Source organism: Trinickia acidisoli, from assembly GCF_017315725.1.
GTDB classification, from domain to species: Bacteria; Pseudomonadota; Gammaproteobacteria; order Burkholderiales; family Burkholderiaceae; genus Trinickia; species Trinickia acidisoli.
On sequence record NZ_JAFLRG010000001.1, the window covers coordinates 1,923,082 to 1,939,990 of the forward strand.

Annotated in this window: 14 protein-coding genes; 7 read left to right on the plus strand and 7 right to left on the minus strand. The window is 65.3% G+C overall.

Annotated features, from left to right (window positions below):
* Positions 1–49 precede the first annotated feature (49 nt).
* From J3485_RS08850 to J3485_RS08860, 3 genes are all read left to right on the plus strand, one after another.
* Complete coding sequence (locus J3485_RS08850) at positions 50–1,153, plus strand: ABC transporter permease (RefSeq protein ID WP_206952115.1); 1,104 nt, start codon at positions 50–52, stop codon at positions 1,151–1,153.
* A 74-nt stretch (positions 1,154–1,227) separates the two neighbouring features.
* Positions 1,228–2,157: an ABC transporter permease gene (locus J3485_RS08855; protein WP_206952116.1), complete on the plus strand. Its 930-nt coding sequence runs from the start codon at positions 1,228–1,230 to the stop codon at positions 2,155–2,157.
* Positions 2,158–2,214: 57 nt separating this feature from the next.
* On the plus strand, positions 2,215–3,300 hold the full coding sequence (locus J3485_RS08860; protein ID WP_206952117.1) for a BMP family ABC transporter substrate-binding protein: 1,086 nt from the start codon (positions 2,215–2,217) through the stop codon (positions 3,298–3,300).
* A gap of 54 nt (positions 3,301–3,354) precedes the next feature.
* On the opposite strand, the gene J3485_RS08865 is transcribed toward J3485_RS08860, so the two are convergent.
* Positions 3,355–3,564, minus strand: coding sequence for a dodecin (locus J3485_RS08865; protein WP_206952118.1), 210 nt, complete (start codon positions 3,562–3,564; stop codon positions 3,355–3,357).
* Positions 3,565–3,708: 144 nt separating this feature from the next.
* Here J3485_RS08865 and J3485_RS08870 point away from each other — a divergent pair, with 144 nt between their 5' ends.
* Complete coding sequence (locus tag J3485_RS08870) at positions 3,709–4,617, plus strand: NAD(P)-dependent oxidoreductase (protein WP_206952119.1); 909 nt, start codon at positions 3,709–3,711, stop codon at positions 4,615–4,617.
* A 66-nt stretch (positions 4,618–4,683) separates the two neighbouring features.
* Here the strand turns inward: J3485_RS08870 and J3485_RS08875 are convergent, their stop codons facing one another.
* Positions 4,684–5,166, minus strand: a complete 483-nt coding sequence (locus tag J3485_RS08875) for a hypothetical protein (RefSeq protein WP_206952120.1) — start codon at positions 5,164–5,166, stop codon at positions 4,684–4,686.
* A 369-nt stretch (positions 5,167–5,535) separates the two neighbouring features.
* On the opposite strand from J3485_RS08875, the gene J3485_RS08880 reads away from it, so the two are divergent.
* Positions 5,536–7,143 (plus strand): sensor histidine kinase, encoded by a 1,608-nt coding sequence (locus tag J3485_RS08880; RefSeq protein WP_206952121.1) that lies wholly within the window; start codon positions 5,536–5,538, stop codon positions 7,141–7,143.
* A 40-nt stretch (positions 7,144–7,183) separates the two neighbouring features.
* Entirely contained in the window at positions 7,184–9,172 is a 1,989-nt protein-coding gene (locus J3485_RS08885; RefSeq protein WP_206952122.1) for a hybrid sensor histidine kinase/response regulator, read from the plus strand.
* A gap of 39 nt (positions 9,173–9,211) precedes the next feature.
* On the opposite strand, the gene mscL is transcribed toward J3485_RS08885, so the two are convergent.
* Together mscL and J3485_RS08895 are read right to left on the minus strand one after the other, a co-directional pair.
* The gene (mscL, locus tag J3485_RS08890) at positions 9,212–9,652 is read right to left on the minus strand and encodes a large conductance mechanosensitive channel protein MscL (RefSeq protein ID WP_206952123.1); all 441 of its coding nucleotides are present in this window, start codon (positions 9,650–9,652) and stop codon (positions 9,212–9,214) included.
* A 129-nt stretch (positions 9,653–9,781) separates the two neighbouring features.
* Complete coding sequence (locus tag J3485_RS08895; RefSeq protein WP_206952124.1) at positions 9,782–11,185, minus strand: methyl-accepting chemotaxis protein; 1,404 nt, start codon at positions 11,183–11,185, stop codon at positions 9,782–9,784.
* A gap of 437 nt (positions 11,186–11,622) precedes the next feature.
* Here J3485_RS08895 and J3485_RS08900 point away from each other — a divergent pair, with 437 nt between their 5' ends.
* Positions 11,623–13,254, plus strand: coding sequence for a methyl-accepting chemotaxis protein (locus tag J3485_RS08900; RefSeq protein ID WP_206952125.1), 1,632 nt, complete (start codon positions 11,623–11,625; stop codon positions 13,252–13,254).
* Between the two features lie 120 nt (positions 13,255–13,374).
* Here J3485_RS08900 and J3485_RS08905 read toward each other — a convergent pair whose 3' ends face one another.
* The 3 genes from J3485_RS08905 to J3485_RS08915 form a co-directional block, all read right to left on the minus strand.
* Positions 13,375–14,946, minus strand: coding sequence for a flavin-containing monooxygenase (locus tag J3485_RS08905; RefSeq protein WP_309476994.1), 1,572 nt, complete (start codon positions 14,944–14,946; stop codon positions 13,375–13,377).
* A 2-nt stretch (positions 14,947–14,948) separates the two neighbouring features.
* Complete coding sequence (locus J3485_RS08910; RefSeq protein ID WP_206952126.1) at positions 14,949–16,091, minus strand: tetratricopeptide repeat protein; 1,143 nt, start codon at positions 16,089–16,091, stop codon at positions 14,949–14,951.
* An 86-nt stretch (positions 16,092–16,177) separates the two neighbouring features.
* A complete protein-coding gene (locus J3485_RS08915; protein ID WP_206952127.1) occupies positions 16,178–16,870 on the minus strand; it encodes a PspA/IM30 family protein in 693 nt (230 codons plus the stop codon).
* Positions 16,871–16,909 lie beyond the last annotated feature (39 nt).

Below are 16,909 nucleotides of genomic sequence, written 5' to 3' on the forward strand. Positions count from 1 at the left end.
TGGCGCCATGCCGGCGCTAACACTTGAATAATCGACGCTCGAATTGACCATGCATTTTCCCTACCGACTCGAAGCACGCCCTACGCCTTCCCGCGCAATGCGGCTCGCCGTGCCCGTCATTGCCGCGGCCTTGACGCTTGCGATCGGCTTCCTCATTTTCGGCCTCGTCGGGCGCGACCCGGTGCAGGCTATGCGCGCGTTCTTCATCGATCCGCTCGCCGACGTCAACGGCTGGTCGGAATTGCTGCTCAAAGCGTCGCCGCTGTGTCTGATCGGCCTGGGCCTCGCCGTCGGCTATCGCGCGAACGTGTGGAACATAGGCGCCGAGGGACAGATGCTCGCGGGCGGCATCGCTGCGAGTGGCGTCGCGATTCATTTCGATCAAGCTAGCGGCGCGTGGATTCTGTTCCTGATGATGGGCGCGGGCATCGTCGGCGGGATGCTATGGGCGTCGATTCCGGCGTTTCTGAAGACGCGCTTCAATACCAACGAGATCTTGACGAGCCTGATGCTGACCTACGTGGCGACCCAACTACTGATCTATCTCGTGAGCGGACCTTGGCGCGACCCGCAAGGGATGAACTTCCCGCTCTCGGAGATGTTCTCGGGCGACGCGCTCTATCCGACGTTCGGCGGCGACTGGCACTGGCACTGGCTGCGCGGAACGCGGCTCAATGCGTCGATCTTCATGACGCTCGCGGCTATCCCGGCGGTGTGGCTTTTCATGCGCAAAAGCTTCGCGGGGTTTCGGATGAACGTCGGCGGGCTGGCGCCGCTCGCCGGGCGCTACGCGGGCTTTTCCGACTCGCGTACGGTATGGACTTCGCTGCTCATCAGCGGGGCGCTCGCGGGACTGGCGGGCATGGGCGAGATCGCGGGGCCGATCGGCCAATTGCAGGCGACGTGGTCGCCGGGCTACGGCTTCACGGCGATCATCGTCGTCTTCGTCGGCCGGCTGCACCCCGTCGGCATCGTGCTCGCGAGCTTGCTGATGGCGCTGCTCTATCTCGGTGGGGAAGCCGTGCAGACGTCGATGCAATTGCCGCAGGCCCTCTCGGGCGTCTTCCAAGGGCTACTGCTGTTTTGCCTGCTGGGCGCGGACCTGTTCGTCAATTACCGCGTGCGCCGCGTGCCCGACGTCGCGCATGGCTGAGCGCGTGAGGTGGGTGACTCCGCATTGCGCTATCGAATGACTTGTCAAACGAAACAAACGAAATAGAACGACTCATGGACATTCAACAAGCTGGCTCGCTTGCATCAAGCGCCGTCGTCGCCGCGATTCCGCTGATGCTTGCCGGCATCGGCGAGCTCGTCACCGAAAAGTCGGGCGTGCTCAATCTCGGCATCGAAGGCATGATGCTGATGGGCGCCGTGACGGGCTACGCCGTCACCGTTCAGACAGGCCACCCTTGGATCGGCGTGGCCGCGTCGATCGGCGCGGGGGCCGCGATGGCGCTACTGTTCGCCTTTCTCACGCTGACGATGCTCGCCAACCAAGTGGCGACGGGTCTCTCGCTCGCGATCTTCGGCACCGGCTTGTCGGCATATATCGGCAAGGGCTATACGTCGGCATCGGTCAGCGCGACGATCGATGCGTTGCCGATTCCCGGGCTCGTGCATATTCCCGTGCTCGGGCCCGCGCTATTCGCGCTGACGCCGCTCGGCTATCTCGCGTTTGCGTTGTTCGGTCTCGTCGCTTGGTTCCTCTACCGGACGCGCGCGGGGCTCGTGCTGCGCTCGGTCGGCGAATCGCCCTCGGTCGCGCATTCGGTCGGTTTCTCCGTGATTGGCGTGCGCTATGGCGCGACGCTGTTCGGCGGCGGGATGGCCGGGCTCGCGGGCGGCTACTATTCGATCGTCTATTTGCACCTGTGGCAGGAGCAATTGACGGCGGGCCGCGGCTGGATCGCACTCGCACTCGTGGTGTTCGCCACTTGGCGGCCGGCTCGGCTGCTCATCGGCGCGCTGCTGTTCGGCGCCGTGACGGGGCTGCAGTTCTATGCGCAGGCCGTGGGCGTGCCGGTGCCGACGCAATTTCTCGCCATGCTGCCGTACTTGGCGACGATCGTCGTGCTGGCCATCATTTCGCGCAACCCGAACACGATCAAGCTCAATGCACCCGCGTCGCTCGGCAAGCCGTTCTTCGCGACGAGCTGAACACCGGGTATGCCGGCGCGCGATCGACTGTTTCACCCACACCACTGGAGAAGTCCGATGAGAAGAAAAACGTTGACCTTGCTCGCCGCAAGCGCGGCGCTCGCGCTGGGCGCCGTGCTCGCGCCGGCCGCGCAAGCGGCCGATGTGCCCGGTGTCGCGTTCGTGTATCTGGGCAACCCCGGCGACGCCGGCTGGACCTACGCGCACGATCAAGGCTCGAAGCAGGTCGAAGCCAAGTTCGGCAGCAAGATCAAGATCACGCGTGTCGAGGATGTGCCCGAGTCTGCCGATTCGGAGCGTGTGTTCCGCGATCTCGCGAGCAAGGGCAACAAGATCATCTTCGGGACGAGCTTCGGCTATCAGGACTTCGAACTCAAGGTCGCGAAGGACTTCCCCGATACCGTTTTCTTGCATGCGACGGGCTATAAGAAGGCGAAGAACTTCGGCACGTACGACGTGCGCATGTATCAGGGGGCGTATCTGGCCGGCGTCGTTGCCGGCCACATGACGAAGACGAACACGCTCGGTTTCGTCGCGTCGGTGCCGATCCCGGAAGTGGTGCGCAATATCAACGCCTACACGCTCGGTGCGCGCTTGGTCAACCCGAAGGTGCATACGAAAGTGATCTGGATCAATAGCTGGTTCGATCCGGGCAAGGAAAAGCAGGCCGCCGAAACGCTGATCGGCCAGGGCGCCGACGTGCTGTTGCAGAACACCGATTCGAGCGCCACGCTCGCGACGGCCGAAGAGAAGAAGGTGTATGCGTTCGGCTGGGACTCCGATATGAAGAAGTTCGGCCCTGACGCGGCGCTGGGCTCCGTCGTCGCGCATTGGGGCGTCTACTACATGGCGGTGATCCAGCAGGTGCTCGACGGCAAATGGAAGAACGACCCGATCTGGTGGGGCCTGCCTCAGCAAGCCGTGGATCTCGAGGACTTGAATGCGAAGGTGCCCGCGGCGGCGCGCGCCGACGAAAAGAAGGCGCACGACGCGATCGCCAGCGGTCAGCGTGACGTCTTCACGGGCCCGATCAAGGATCAATCGGGCGCGATCAAGGTGCCGGCGGGCAAGACGCTCTCCGATGCCGAACTGCAGCGCCTGAATTGGTACGTCGAAGGCGTGGACGGCGCGTTGCCGCATTGAAGCCGCTGACCGCTCGAGCGTAAGGGCGGTGCGGCTTCGAGGAGCCGCCCGCCGTCAATCTTCGAGACGCATGCCCAGCTTCAGCGTCACCTGCCAATGGACGACGCTGCCGTTTTCGATGTGCCCGCGCGTCTCGGTCACCTGAAACCAGTTCAAATTGCGCAGCGTTTTCGAGGCGCGCTCGATGGCGCACCGGATGGCGTCGTCGCTCGATTTCGTCGACGAACCGGTCAGTTCGATGTACTTGTAGACATGGTCGTTCATGAGTCGTCTCCGTTTCTCGCCGAGAATGGATAGACCAGTATAGGCAACGACGTTCGCGCATGCCGACGCCGCGCGAGGCGTTTCGCCGATATCGTTCGCTCGTGCGGGCGGACGGGCCTCTTTTCGTCGAAGGAGAATGGAACGATGGAAATCGGATTTTGCGGACCGGGCCTCATGGGCGCGCCGATGATCAAGCATTTGCTGCGCGCGGGGCATACCGTCTGGGTCTGGAATCGCACGCGTGCGAAAGCACAGCCGCTGGCGGCCGACGGCGCGCGCATCGTCGACGCGCCGCGCGATCTCGTCGCTCATGCACAGGCGGTGTTTCTATGCGTGTCCGACACGCACGCCGTCGAGGAGGTCGTCTTCGGTCTCGGCGGCTTGCTTGGCGAGGATACGGCTGATGCCGGCGCAGGACGCATGCGCTGGATCGTCGATCATTCGAGCATCGCGCCCGCGGCGACGCGCGACTACGCGCAGCGGGCAGCGCGGCACGGCATCGGGTGGGTCGACGCGCCCGTCTCGGGCGGTGTGCCCGGTGCGCAGGCCGGCACGCTCGCCGTCATGGCGGGCGGCAATGCGGCCGACGTCACGGCCGTCGAGCCGCTCATCGGCGCCTATGCCGCGCGCGTCACGCGGATGGGCGACGTGGGAGCGGGCCAGATGACGAAACTGTGCAACCAAGCGATCGTTTGCGCGACGGTGGCGGGCATTGCCGAAGCGGTCGGGCTCGCGCAGGCGGCCGGCATCGATGCGGCTCGGCTGCCCGAGGCGCTTGCGGGCGGTTGGGCCGATTCAGTCTTATTGCGCACGTTCGTGCCGCGCATGACCGAAAGCGGCCATGCGCCTATCGGCTCGCTGAGGACGTTTCAGAAGGACATCGACACGGTGGCCGAGGCGGCGCGCGCGACCGGTGCCGTGATGCCGGTGGTGGGGGCGGTGCAGCAGGTGCTGCGGCTAGGGGCGGCGATGGGGCTCGGTGAGGCCGATCTGGCGGCATTTATCGATATCGTGCGGCCGCAGGCGAGCGCAGTGGGGCGCGGCGGACGATAGAGTGCGAGACGCGAGGGTGCGGGGTGCGACGGACGCACGACCGCCGTCGCTCGTCACCGTCTGTCGTTAGCGAAACGAGCGTGGTGCGGCGTCGCCCGCATTTTGCCGGCGAGTGCCGCGTGTGGGCACGCCTGCACCGAACTCGGGCAAGATCTTCGCCCGTGCGCGGCTGGCGAAGACGAGAAAGCCGAAGCCGTTCGTTTCATACCAGTAGCCGCCGTTCTCCAGCCCCTCGAGCGGCTGCTCGAGCGCGTTCGCGATCGACTCGATGCAGCGCCGGCGCAACTCGTCGACGTCGGGATAGGGCGGCTGAGCGCCGCGGACCGTGCACAGCAGAACATCGAGCCCCGGCAGGACGTGTTCGTAGAGCACGGGCTCGTCCTGTGCGCGAGCGCGGGCGATTTTCGTATCGAGCTGGACGAAAGGCTTGAACTGGCGCAACACGGCGAGAAACGACTCCTTACTGTCCGCACTGGCGCGCCTGCGCTTTCTCGGGAAGGACATAAACATTCGCCTGAAAAAAAATTGCAAGAAACACAGCGTCCTCATGCGAGCACTCCCGGCTTTCGCGCGCCGCACGTCCGATCTTTTATAGCATACGAAATCGTCGTATTCACGACCGCGCCGCACCTCGCCCGCATTCGTGACGCCCGTATGCAGTCATGCCGAAACGGGTGCACGACGCGTGTCGCACCGCGCCCGACATCTATGGCAATAATAGGCCCGAGTTTCGCCGACGTGCTGACCCAACTCATAAAAAATGCCAACTTCTGTGCGCGCCCACGCCTCTATATCGTCCGTTGAAATATCTCGAAACAGCACGGATAATGGTTCGGCTTCACTCTTGCACGTCGTGCAATGCAAGCGCCGTGCCGCGCCAGTGCGAGGCGCGCGACTCGATGAGGCCGCCAAGGACGCATGAAACTATTCACGAAGGGGCTGCTGCTGATCGCCGTGCCGAGCTTGGTCGAACTTGCGCTCGTCGGCATGTTGTCGAAGACGCAGGAGCAGGTGACGCAGGCGGCGCAATGGGCGTCGCACAGCAAGCAGGTGCTCTACCAGGCATCGGCCATCGTCGATCCGCTCTTGCGGGAGGCTGCGCGCGTTCGCGCCGGTCTGATTCTCGGCGATGCGTCCTTCGTGGATCGGCAGGTCGTGTGGGTCGATCTCGGCGATCGGCTGTCGCGGCTCGAAAAGCTCGTCGAAGACGATCCGCTGCAAGTGGAGCGCGTGCGGCGCATGCGCGCGGCGGTCAACACGTATCGCGCGCAGACCGATCAGGTCTATGCGGCGCTGCGCGAGGGCAAGCACATGCAGCTTACGTCGTTCGACAACGCGCCGCTGCCCCCCGCGATTCAAGCGTTTCGCGACGAGCTCAGCGCGTTCGTCGCCGATGAATCGCGGCTCGATACCGAGCGGAGCGCGGACCTCGCCGCGACCCGCGAACAGCAGCGCTACGCGCTGATCGCCGCGATCGCAGGCTCGATGCTGATTTGGGCGATCGCGGCGCTCGCGTTCGTCGGCAATATCGGCCGGCGCCTGAGCACGCTGACGGCCAACGCGCAGCGGCTCGGCCGGTCGCAGGCGCTCGGTGCGCCGCTCGCCGGCAACGACGAGCTTGCCGACCTCGATGCCGCGCTGCATCGAACGAGCGTGCGGTTGACCGAATCGGAACACGATCAGGGCGCGCTGCAGGCGACGCTCGAGACGCGCGCGCAAGAGCTGACGCAGGTCAACGACAATCTGCGGCAGCAAAAGCAGGACAACGACATGTTCATTTATAGTGTGTCGCACGATTTGCGCTCGCCGCTCGTCAATCTGCAAGGGTTCTCGCGCGAGTTGCAAGTTTCGTGTGACGACTTGCGTACGATGCTCGACGCGGCGCGGTTGCCTGAAGTCGAGCGCACGCGCATCACGGGCGTGCTCGACGGTAACTTGAGCGAGGCGTTGCACTATTTGCGCACCGCCGTCGCGCGCTCGGCCTCGATCATCGATGCACTGCTGCGGATCTCGCGTGCCGGCCGGCTCGAATACCAGTGGCAGCGCGTGAGCGTCGCGCGCGCGGTGGCGCGCGTCGTCGAATCGCTGCACCAGGCGGTCGTCGAACGCGGCGTCGCCGTGTCCGTCGGCGAGTTGCCGCCCGTGTGGGGCGACCCAACTGCGATCGAGCAGATCTTCGCCAATCTTATCGGCAACGCCGTCAATTACGTCGATCCGTCTCGCCCGGGCCGCGTCGAGATCGGCACGCTCGAGCAGCCGCCGCGCGAAAGCGGCGAACGAGCGCCTAGAATGCGTACCTATTATGTTCGCGACAACGGGCTTGGGATTCCCGACGCTTGCATGCCGAAAATGTTCAGCGCATTTCAAAGGCTGCACGGCGACCGCGCCAAAGGCGACGGCATCGGGCTCGCGCTCGTGCGCCGCGTGAGCGAGCGGCATGGCGGACGCGCATGGGTCGAATCGACGGAGGGCGTCGGCTCGACGTTTTACGTGACGCTGCCCGAGCAGCCGTTGCGGATGACCTGATGCCCGAGGCCCCGGGGCGAACGAGCCGACACCCACCAGCATGATCGACGTTTCTCGCCAGGAGCCTGCCCGCGTGCTCGTCGTCGACGACGACGAGGGTATTTTGCGACTCGCACGAAAGTCGCTGGAACGCGCTGGCTGCCGCGTGTTCGCCTATCCGAGCGCTAAGGCCGCGCATGCGCAGCTCGCAGCGGATGCCCCCGATCTGCTCGTTCTCGACTATCAGCTGGGCAGCGCCGAGACCGGGCTCGATTTCTTCCGGCGCTTGCGGGCCGAAGGCACGGCACTGCCTGCGATTCTCGTCACAGGTTTCACCGACGAATCGCGCGTAATCGAGGCGTTGCGTGCGGGTATCTCGGACGTCGTGCCGAAAGCGGGTGGCTACCTCGACTATTTGCCCGAGGCCGTCGAGCGCGTGCTGGCGCAGGTTCGCCTGCAGCGCGCATCGGCCGAGGCGCTGTTGCTGCGCGACCGCGAAGCGCACTACCGCAGCTTGTCCGAGGCGTTGCCGCATCTCGTTTTCACCCGCAATGCGCAGGGCGAGTGCGACTTCTTTTCGAAGCAGTGGTATGCCTACACGGGGCTCGACGAAGCGGCATCTCGCGGGCTCGGCTGGTTCGATGCGGTTCATCCCGACGATCGCGATGCGCTACGTCGATCGTGGCTCGACGCCGTGGGTGGGGCAGCCGATGTCGATTATCGGCACGAGCTGCGGCTGCGTGCGGCCGACGGCACCTATCGCTGGTTCGACATGCGCATTGCCGCCGTGCTCGATGCGAGCGGGGGCGTCGGCAAGTGGTTCGCGAGTTGTACCGATATTCAATCGCAGCGCGAGGCGATGGAGGAGCGCGAGCGGTTGCTCGCGGCCGAGCAATGCGCGCGGCAGACGGCCGAGGAGGCCAATCGTGCGAAGGACAGGTTCCTCGCCATGCTCTCGCACGAACTGCGCACGCCGCTTACGCCGGTGCTGGCGGGCACACGTGTGCTCGAAACGATGCCCGAGCTGCCGGCCGCCGCCCAGGCTAGCGTGAAGATGATACGGCGCAACATCGAACTCGAGGCGCGGCTCATCGACGACTTGCTCGACCTGACGCGCGTGGCCAACGGCAAGCTGCGGCTGGCGCTCGAAACGGTGGACGTGCACGACGTCGTCGACAGCGTGCTCGAGCTCTTTCGCGCCGAGATACAAGTCAAAGCGCTCGACGTGCATGTGGACAAGCGAGCCGAGCACCATTACGTGCTCGCGGACCCGGCCCGGCTGCAGCAAATGCTATGGAACCTCGTGCGCAACGCAGCGAAGTTCACGCCCGATGGCGGTCATATCTACGTGCGGACGCGCGATGCCCGGATGCGTATCGAGATCGAGATCGAGGACACCGGCATCGGCATTGCCCCCGAACAGATCGGTAAGCTGTTCAATGCATTCGAGCAGGGCAGCCAGCGGATGACGCAGCAGTTCGGCGGGCTCGGTCTGGGGCTCGCCATCACGAAAGCATTGACCGATGCGCACGGCGGCTCGGTGAGCGCGCGCAGCCCGGGCCCGCACTGCGGGGCGACGTTCGCGATCGCGCTGCCGACCACGGCCGCGCCGGCGGTCGAGCCCGTGCCGGCGGCGTCGGCGAAGGCGGCGGGCGACGAGCGGATCGCCATCTTGCTCGTCGAAGATCACGTGGACACGGCCGATGTGATGGCGCATTTGATGCGCGCACTGGGGCACGATGTAGCGGTTGCCGCATCCGTGGCCGAAGCGCTCGCGGCCACGCATGCGCGCGCGTTCGATTTGATCGTCAGCGACGTAGGTTTGCCCGACGGCACGGGCCTCGACTTCGTCAGTACGGTGCGCCGCCATTCGCAGGTGCCGGCGATCGCGCTGACAGGATACGGCTCGGACGAGGACGTGCGGCGCTGCCTGGCCGCCGGGTTCACGGCTCATTTGACCAAACCGGTCAATTTCACGCAGCTCGAAGTGCTGATACAGCGTGCGGCCGAGGCCAAAGCGCAAGGCGGCGCGCCGCAGCGCGTCGGCTAGGCGCGCTGCACGCAGGCCGCCGTGCGAAGACGGCGCGCTTCAGCGCTGCTTGAGCGAATCGCGGATCTCGCGCAGCAACAGAACGTCTTCGGGCGTCGGAGCCGGCGCGGCCGGTGCGGTTTCCTGCGGCTTGCGCAGCGAGTTCATGAACTTGACGATACCGAACACGATCACCGCGAGGATCAGGAAGTTGATGACTGCCGTAATGAACGAGCCATAACCGAACGCGGCTACGCCCGCGGTTTGCAAGTCCTTGAACGATTCGGGATTGCCCTTGAACGAAGGGGGGATGTCCCCGAGGCGAATGAATTTGTTCGAGAAGTCGAGGCCGCCCGTGGCGACGCCTACGATCGGCATGATGAGATCCTTGACGATCGAATTGACGATCGTCGAAAACGCGCCGCCGATGATGACGCCGACGGCAAGATCCATCACGTTGCCCTTGACCGCGAACTCCCTGAATTCCTTGACGATGCCCATATTGTTGTTCCTCCTTGCTTGGGACGAGGCGCATGCGAGACGCATCGAGGGGTGCAAGGCGCATGCCATCGCGGCCATGATAGCGAACGGCCGATCGTCGCGGAAGATTTTTCGCGCTGCGGGCGTGCGTCAGCTCTTGTAGCCGAGCCTTAAGCCGCCCCAGTGGCGGCCGTTGACGAAGATCGGCGCGGACGCGTCCTTCATCATCGCATACGCGCCGCCGCCCATGTCGCGCCGGTAAGTCTGCAACAAGAACGGTTTGGTCTGCGTCGCGGCTGCGAGCCCGGCACGATCGGGGAAGATACGCCGGTTCCGGCAGTTGGCCGTGTTCCAGACGGCGTCGCCCGCGCGCTGCGGCTGCGAGAACTTGCGGTTGTGCGTCGGCAGATAGCCGCGCACGTCGACGGCGGCGCAAAACGCGACGCGCGGGTCCAACGCCAAGAGCGGCTCTTGAATCTCGGGCAGCACGCGATCGGTAAAGGCGGTGAACTGCGTCGTGAATTGCTGGGGGGCGGTGCCGGGGATCGGCGCGTAGTGGGCGTCGAACAAAGCAGCCTCGGTGATCTCGCCGCGCGCGAGGGCCTGTTCGAAGCGCTTGCCGATCAATGCCGCCGCGCGCTGCGCCGCTTCGATGAAGCGTGTATCGGGCGTTTCGACGCCGGTCGCGGCCGTCAGCTCGATCAGCGTTTCGGAGACGGACAGGAGGCTGGCGAGTCGATCTTTGGCTTGCTGGAAGTTTTCGCTCGAGTGTTCGACGCCACTCGCCATGTCGCCCACTTGTTCTTCCAGCCGATGGCATTGCGTTTCGATGTCGCCGGTCAGCGTCGCGATCTGCTGCGCCTCTTCATGGAGCTGGTTGATCGCCGTTCCCGTCGATTCGACGATGTCGCCGATCGTCGTCGAACCTTCCTTGACGCGGTGCGCGCGTGCCGTATTCTCGGCGCCGTCGGCGATGAGCTGCTCCGTCTGCTGGGTCAGGCGCGCGAGCGTCGCCTCGATCTGCGCGGTGGCTTGCGCGGTCTTGCTCGAGAGGTTTTTGACTTCGGCCGCGACGACGGCGAAGCTCTTGCCCGACTCGCCGGCGCGCGCCGCCTCGATCGCCGCGTTGATTGCGAGCAGATGCGTTTGACGTGCGATCAGCGAGATTTCTTCGGAGACGGTGCTCACGTGATCGAGCGCTTCGCGCAGCGCCTCGATCTGGGTGGCGATGCTCGTTACGCCTTCGACGAGCCCGTGGATGTCGGCAAGCGACGCATCGAGCGTTTGCCGCGACTGCTCGACCGCGGTCGATGCCTCGCTACTGACGACGCGCACCTGCCGCGCCGCCTCGGCGATCCGATGATTGCCCTGCATCGTGACCGACGCCGACTCGCGCAGCGAGCGGCAGACGTGCGCATTCTTCGCCACGCGGCTCGCGACTTCCTCGACGTGCCCCGAGACGTCGCAAATCTCGATGCCGAGTTTGCCCGCTTGTTCGGCGATGTTGCCGACGATCGAACGCGCGGCACGCGGTCGGCGCAAGGTTAAGCGCATGATGGTGGTCTCCTTCGCGCGGACTCGAGTCGGTCGCGCACGGTGTTTTGTCGATTTCGGCCGCGAACGGGCGGCGCTTGCGGCCCATATCTATCCGAACTCGCTTACGCGGCACTTACGCGGTGTTGCGCCGGGTCAAGACGAGCCGCCGCGCCTGCTTGCCGGTGGGCTTTCCTTTGCGTTAACGGACGACGGGAGGCTCGACTTGAGGGGGGATGACGATAGTATGGCGATAGTGCTTCCAGCCATTGCGCAATCGTCGCGAAACGCTTAGATTGCGCGAGAACCTTCGCACGCACGACGCGCCCGATCACACCACTCGCAGCAGGCCGGGCCTTATCCGACGCTCCGCAGAGAGCCGCATGTGCTTGCTTGACCACCACCACGGAGGGGACCGTGCGACGCCTCGTCATGAGCGCGCGCACGTCGATGCCATCATGTTCAAACGCTTCACTATTCGCGGTGGGCTTACGCTCACGATCGCGGGCTATACGCTCGCTTTGATAGCGGCGATGGCCGCCGGCATGTTGGGGCTCCAAAAAAGCAACGACGCGCTAGAACAAATGTATGCGACCGATACGCCTGCGCTCACGCATCTAAAGACGAGTTCCGAGCGCATGCTGCAAGTGCGGCTCGCGCTCGGCAGCTATGAAACCCTATTTTCGATGGGCAAGGCCGGCGATGACTTGCTTCCGAAGGCGCATGTGGTCTTGAAGGACAGCGATGCGCAGTGGGCCGATTATCTGAAAAAGCCGCGCGACGAGAATGAATCGCGCTTGGCGGATGCGGTCGGGGCGGCCCGCACGGCGCTCGTGCAGCAGGCGATCAATCCCGAGTTCCAAGCGCTGGAGCAGAACGACTTCAACACGTTCCGCACGATTCAAGGGCAAACCGCGAACGACCTCTACGGGCGCTACGAAACGGCGATCGCCGAACTCGAGGCGTTGCAAGTCTCGCATCAGGAGGCTCGCTACACCAATGCGCAGGCGACGTTCCATCGCCTGGCGACAGGCGCGGCGGTGATCGCCGCAATTGCATTCGTGATCGGCTTGTTCGCCCGCGCAGCGCTCGTCTCGGCCGTCATACGACCCATCGACGTCGCGATCCGCCATTTCGAGCGTATCGCGTCGGGCGATCTGACGGGGACGATAGCCGCCGAGCAGCACAACGAAATGGGACGGTTGCTGGTTGGGCTGCAGCGCATGCAGGCGGCGCTCGTCGCGACGGTCTCGCGCGTGCGCACGGGTTCCGAAGCAATCATGCATGGCGCGCGCGAAATCGCGACGGGCAACGCCGATCTGTCGCAGCGAACCGAACAGCAAGCCGCATCGCTGCAAGAAACGGCTTCGAGCATGGAGCAGTTGACGGCCACGGTGAAGCTCAACGCCACTCACGCGCTCGAGGCGAGCGACCTTGCTCGCGACGCGTCCGATACGGCAACGCGCGGCGGCGAAGTGGTGGGCAATGTGGTGCGCACGATGGAGGACATCGCGTCTAGCTCGCATCAGATCGGCGACATCATCGGCGTGATCGAAGGCATTGCGTTCCAGACGAACATCCTGGCGCTGAACGCGGCTGTCGAGGCGGCGCGCGCGGGCGAGCAGGGGCGCGGCTTCGCGGTGGTGGCGGGCGAGGTGCGCAGCCTCGCGCAGCGCAGCGCGAGCGCTGCCAAGGAAATCAAATCGTTGATTGCGGCATCGGCGGAGAAGGTTCAGACCGGCAACACGCTCGTGGCTCGCGCAGGCGAAACGATGGGTCAGGTCGTGGCCTCCGTGCATCGCGTGACCGATATCATCGGCAAGATCAGCGCGGCTTCGGGCGAGCAATCCTCCGGCATCGAGCAGATCAATCGAGCCGTCGTGCAGATGGACTCCGTGACGCAGCAAAATGCGGCGCTCGTCGAAGAGGCCGCAGCCGCCGCGACGTCGCTCGAGGAGCAGGCGGCGCAGCTCGATGCGGCCGTTGCCGCGTTCCACGTCGAGGTGCGCACGCTCGAGCAGTCGCAACGGGCTAGCGCGCCCCGGCACTTGCGCGAGCCGGTTGGCGCGCATGCGGCACTCGCGAGCTGATGACGGCTTAGCGAACGCCGAACAGGGGCGAGGGCTAGGTGGAAGGCGGGCGGGCGCAGCTTCGGGCTGTGCCCCGTTTTTGGCTTCTCGCGCGAAGCAGCGCAGCCGCAACGGCAGGGGCTAATCGCCGAATTCATAGTCGTCGGCGTGCACGCGTCGCGTACGCTGACGGAAGGCGAACGTGAAGCCGGGCCAAAGCGCCGTGTTTCTGCCCCGCTTGGACAGGTACCAGCTACGGCAGCCGCTCATCCAGACCGACCCGCGAAACGCGTTCCGCAGCCGCTCGTTGAACGCGCGCTCGACGTCCGCTCGGACCTCCATCGTGCGCGCGCCGCGTCGACGGAGCGTGCGCAGACAACTCGCGATATAGGCGACGTGCGACTCGATCATATAGATCATCGAGTTGTGAGCGAGCCCCGTGTTCGGGCCGACCATCATGAAGAAATTCGGAAAGCCGGCGATGCTCGTGCCGAGGTAGGCTTGAGGGCCATCGCTGCGCCAGCGCGCATCGAGGTCGGCGCCGCGCGCGCCGATGATGGGAAAGGGCGCGCCAGCATCGGCCACCTGAAACCCCGTGCCGCAGATGATCGCATCGACGCGGTAGTGACGGCCGTCCTCGGTCACGAGGCCGTCCGCGACGATTTCGCGGATCGGCGCGGTCACGACGTCGACATTCGGCTGCGTGATCGCCGGATAGTAATCGCTCGAGAGCAGCACGCGTTTGCAGCCGAGCAAGTAGCCGGGCGTGAGCTTGGCGCGCAGCGCCGGGTCCGGCACGCGGCGCTCCAAGTAGCTCAGGCCGAAGCGCATCGGCGCTTGCATCCACTTCGGGTTCACGATGAAGGCGAGCGCGCGTGCTTCGTGACGCCAGTAGATTGCCCAGCGCGCGAGCCGCTGCGCGAACGGCACGTGGCGGAACACGCGCTGCACGTGCTTGCCGATCGCGCGATCGGGGCGCGGCATGATCCACGGCGGCGTACGCTGAAAAACGTGCAACTGCGCCACGCGCTGCTGGATGTGCGGGATGAATTGCACGGCGCTCGCCCCGGTGCCGATGACGGCGACCGTCTTGCCTTCGAGCGGGTAGGTATGGTCCCAGCGGGCCGAATGAAAGCGTGCACCGCGGAAGCGCTCGAGGCCCGCGATTTCAGGTAATGCCGGACGCGAAAGCGGGCCGCTCGCCGCGATCACGACGTCGACTTCGACCGTTTCGCGGGAGGTACCGGGTGCTTCGGCGCCGACGGGCGTTGCGCGCGGTGCGAAGATGGCTGCGTCATCGAGAGGGTGGCGCGCATCGCGCGGCTCGCTGTGCGTCGTGACGACGTCGAGCCGCCAGATGCGCGCGTCGTCGTCGAAGCGCGCCGCTGCCACGCGCGCGTTACAGCGGATCAACGGTTCGATGCCGTGCTCGCGCGCGCAGTGCTTCAAATACGCGAGGATCTCGTGCTGTGCGCCGAACGTGCGCGACCACGACGGATTCGGCGCAAACGAGAACGAGTAGAGATGGGAGGGGATGTCGCAGGCGGAGCCCGGGTAGGCGTTGTCGCGCCAGGTGCCGCCGATGTCGACCGCGGCCTCGTAGACCGTTAGCGAGGCGATGCCCATTTGTTTGAGCCGGATCGCCATGCCGATGCCGGAGAACCCGCTGCCGACGATCGCCACCCGCAGCGGGATCTTGGACGAACGTGCCACGCTCAGTTATCGCTCCATCCGCCCGAGTCGTCGTTGCCGAAGTCGACGTTGCCGTCACTGCCGCCGTTATCGTTCCAGTCGCTGGAGCCTTGGCCGAAATCGAGGCCGCCTCCGTTGCCGCCTTCGGCAGCGCGCCGGCGCGCTTCGTCGTCGTCGACATAGACGTCGCGTTCGACCACGCGATCACGGCCATGCGATAGCGCTTCGCCGAGCAGCACGCCGGTGAGCAGCCCGCCCATACCGCCGCCGCCTTGCTGAACGATGACCGGCTGCTGCTGCGGATACGGTTGCTGCATTCCGTAGGGGGCCTGTTGCTGCAGACGTTCCGCTTCTTGCGCATAAGCCGACGGGGCTGCTCCAGGCGCTTGCGCGTTCGGATCGGGCCGGCCTTCGGCGCGCGCTCTGAGGCTATCGATCTGGCGTGCGAGATCGTCGATCTGATAGGCCGGGACCGGATTGCCGTTGTTCGACAGCGCTTCGACGAGCGCCCGCAGTTGGTTCTCGACGTTTTCCACCTCGCTGGCCAGCGTCTCGTGGCCCGGGGCGCTCGATAGGCGCGCATCGAGCTTGAGCGAGCGGGCCGCGTTGAGCAGTTCGGTCACGCGCTTGAGCTGCGCGCGGCGCTCTTCGTCGGCGCGGCCGTCATCGTTCGAACGCGCGCGGCGCAGCGTCCAGCGCAGAATCAGCACGACAGCGATGATCAGGATCGCCAAGCCGATCCATGCGGCCATGGACGGGCCGTGGCGCGTCGGTGCGGTCGGCAGCGTTTGAACGAGCGAATTCGCCGCGCCGTGCGCCGTTGCGGCCGTGGCGCCCGCGTGCTGGGCGGCCGTACGAAGCCGGGCCTCGACTTGCGCGAAGCGGTCCGGGCGCGTGAAGCGGATTTGCGGGTCGAGCGTCTTGGCCTGCTCGACCTGCGCGAGCGCATCCGCGTAGCGGCCTTCGTTCTCGAGGACTTGACCGTACAGGTAGTGCGCGTGCGCGTTGTTCGGATGCGCGGCGATCACCTGCGAGAGCTCGGCGTCGGCTTGCTGCCAATTGCCTTGCGCCATCGCGTGTTCCACTTGGTTCGTGCTCGGCACGGCGAAGGCCGCGCTCGAGACGAAGAGCAGGGCGGCGCCCACGGCCGCGAGGAATGTCTTCATTGACTGAACCGGGCGCAAGCGCCCGTCTCCATAACCATCGACCTGTTCGAGCGCGCACGCCGGGCGGCGCCGCGCATCGCCCGGCATCATTGCGCCGGCGTATTCGTATTCGCGTTCAATTGCTTTTTCAACGCTTCGAGACGATCCTCGACCGAGGGACCATGATCGAGCGCAGCGAGTTTGTCTTCGAGCGCCTTGCCCGAGGACGTATCGGCCGAGTTCAGCCGCGCGTCCGAGCGTGCATTCGATAGCGCGACCTTGTCCTCGAGCTTGCGGAAGTCTTCGGACAGATTCTTGCCGCCGATACCGCCGAGCGCGGTCGCGGCCACGTCCTTGGCTTGTGCGATTTCTTGCTTCGCCTGGAGGATATTCGAGCGGGCGTTCAAGTCGTTGCGGCGCTGACGCATGTCGGCGATCTGGCTCTTGAGTTGATCGACGGACGGCTCGAGCGTCGCCAACTCCTTCGCGAGCGCATCGCGTTCCGTTTCGGCGTTCGCCTGCGCGGCCAGCGCTTCGCGTGTGAGGCCTTCGTCGCCCGATTGCAGTGCGCGCTTGGCGCCGTCTTCGTACTTCTTCGCCTTTTCTGCGGCGGCGTCACGCTTGCTTTGCTGCGTGGCGACCTGGGCTTCGATCTCGATCAGCGCGTTTTCGGCCTTTCCGATGCTGTCGTCGAGCTCGCGCACGATCTGGCGCGAGTCGCGCGAAGGGTCCTGCACGGACTCGGCCGCATCGTTGAGCAAACCCTTGACGGTACGCGAAATGGAGTCGAATAGCGACATGAAATCCTCCGTGAATTGAAGTCGGTGCCGGGCGTGGGC

What these genes read in the sequence shown, in the direction of transcription:
- J3485_RS08895 (WP_206952124.1), bottom strand. Translation starts at nt 11,185, where the DNA reads ATGCGCTTAACCTTGCGCCGACCGCGTGCCGCGCGTTCGATCGTCGGC.
- J3485_RS08885 (WP_206952122.1), top strand. Translation starts at nt 7,184, where the DNA reads ATGATCGACGTTTCTCGCCAGGAGCCTGCCCGCGTGCTCGTCGTCGAC.
- J3485_RS08855 (WP_206952116.1), top strand. Translation starts at nt 1,228, where the DNA reads ATGGACATTCAACAAGCTGGCTCGCTTGCATCAAGCGCCGTCGTCGCC.
- J3485_RS08880 (WP_206952121.1), top strand. Translation starts at nt 5,536, where the DNA reads ATGAAACTATTCACGAAGGGGCTGCTGCTGATCGCCGTGCCGAGCTTG.
- J3485_RS08875 (WP_206952120.1), bottom strand. Translation starts at nt 5,166, where the DNA reads ATGAGGACGCTGTGTTTCTTGCAATTTTTTTTCAGGCGAATGTTTATG.
- J3485_RS08865 (WP_206952118.1), bottom strand. Translation starts at nt 3,564, where the DNA reads ATGAACGACCATGTCTACAAGTACATCGAACTGACCGGTTCGTCGACG.
- J3485_RS08900 (WP_206952125.1), top strand. Translation starts at nt 11,623, where the DNA reads ATGTTCAAACGCTTCACTATTCGCGGTGGGCTTACGCTCACGATCGCG.
- J3485_RS08860 (WP_206952117.1), top strand. Translation starts at nt 2,215, where the DNA reads ATGAGAAGAAAAACGTTGACCTTGCTCGCCGCAAGCGCGGCGCTCGCG.
- J3485_RS08850 (WP_206952115.1), top strand. Translation starts at nt 50, where the DNA reads ATGCATTTTCCCTACCGACTCGAAGCACGCCCTACGCCTTCCCGCGCA.
- J3485_RS08870 (WP_206952119.1), top strand. Translation starts at nt 3,709, where the DNA reads ATGGAAATCGGATTTTGCGGACCGGGCCTCATGGGCGCGCCGATGATC.
- J3485_RS08910 (WP_206952126.1), bottom strand. Translation starts at nt 16,091, where the DNA reads ATGAAGACATTCCTCGCGGCCGTGGGCGCCGCCCTGCTCTTCGTCTCG.
- J3485_RS08915 (WP_206952127.1), bottom strand. Translation starts at nt 16,870, where the DNA reads ATGTCGCTATTCGACTCCATTTCGCGTACCGTCAAGGGTTTGCTCAAC.
- mscL (WP_206952123.1), bottom strand. Translation starts at nt 9,652, where the DNA reads ATGGGCATCGTCAAGGAATTCAGGGAGTTCGCGGTCAAGGGCAACGTG.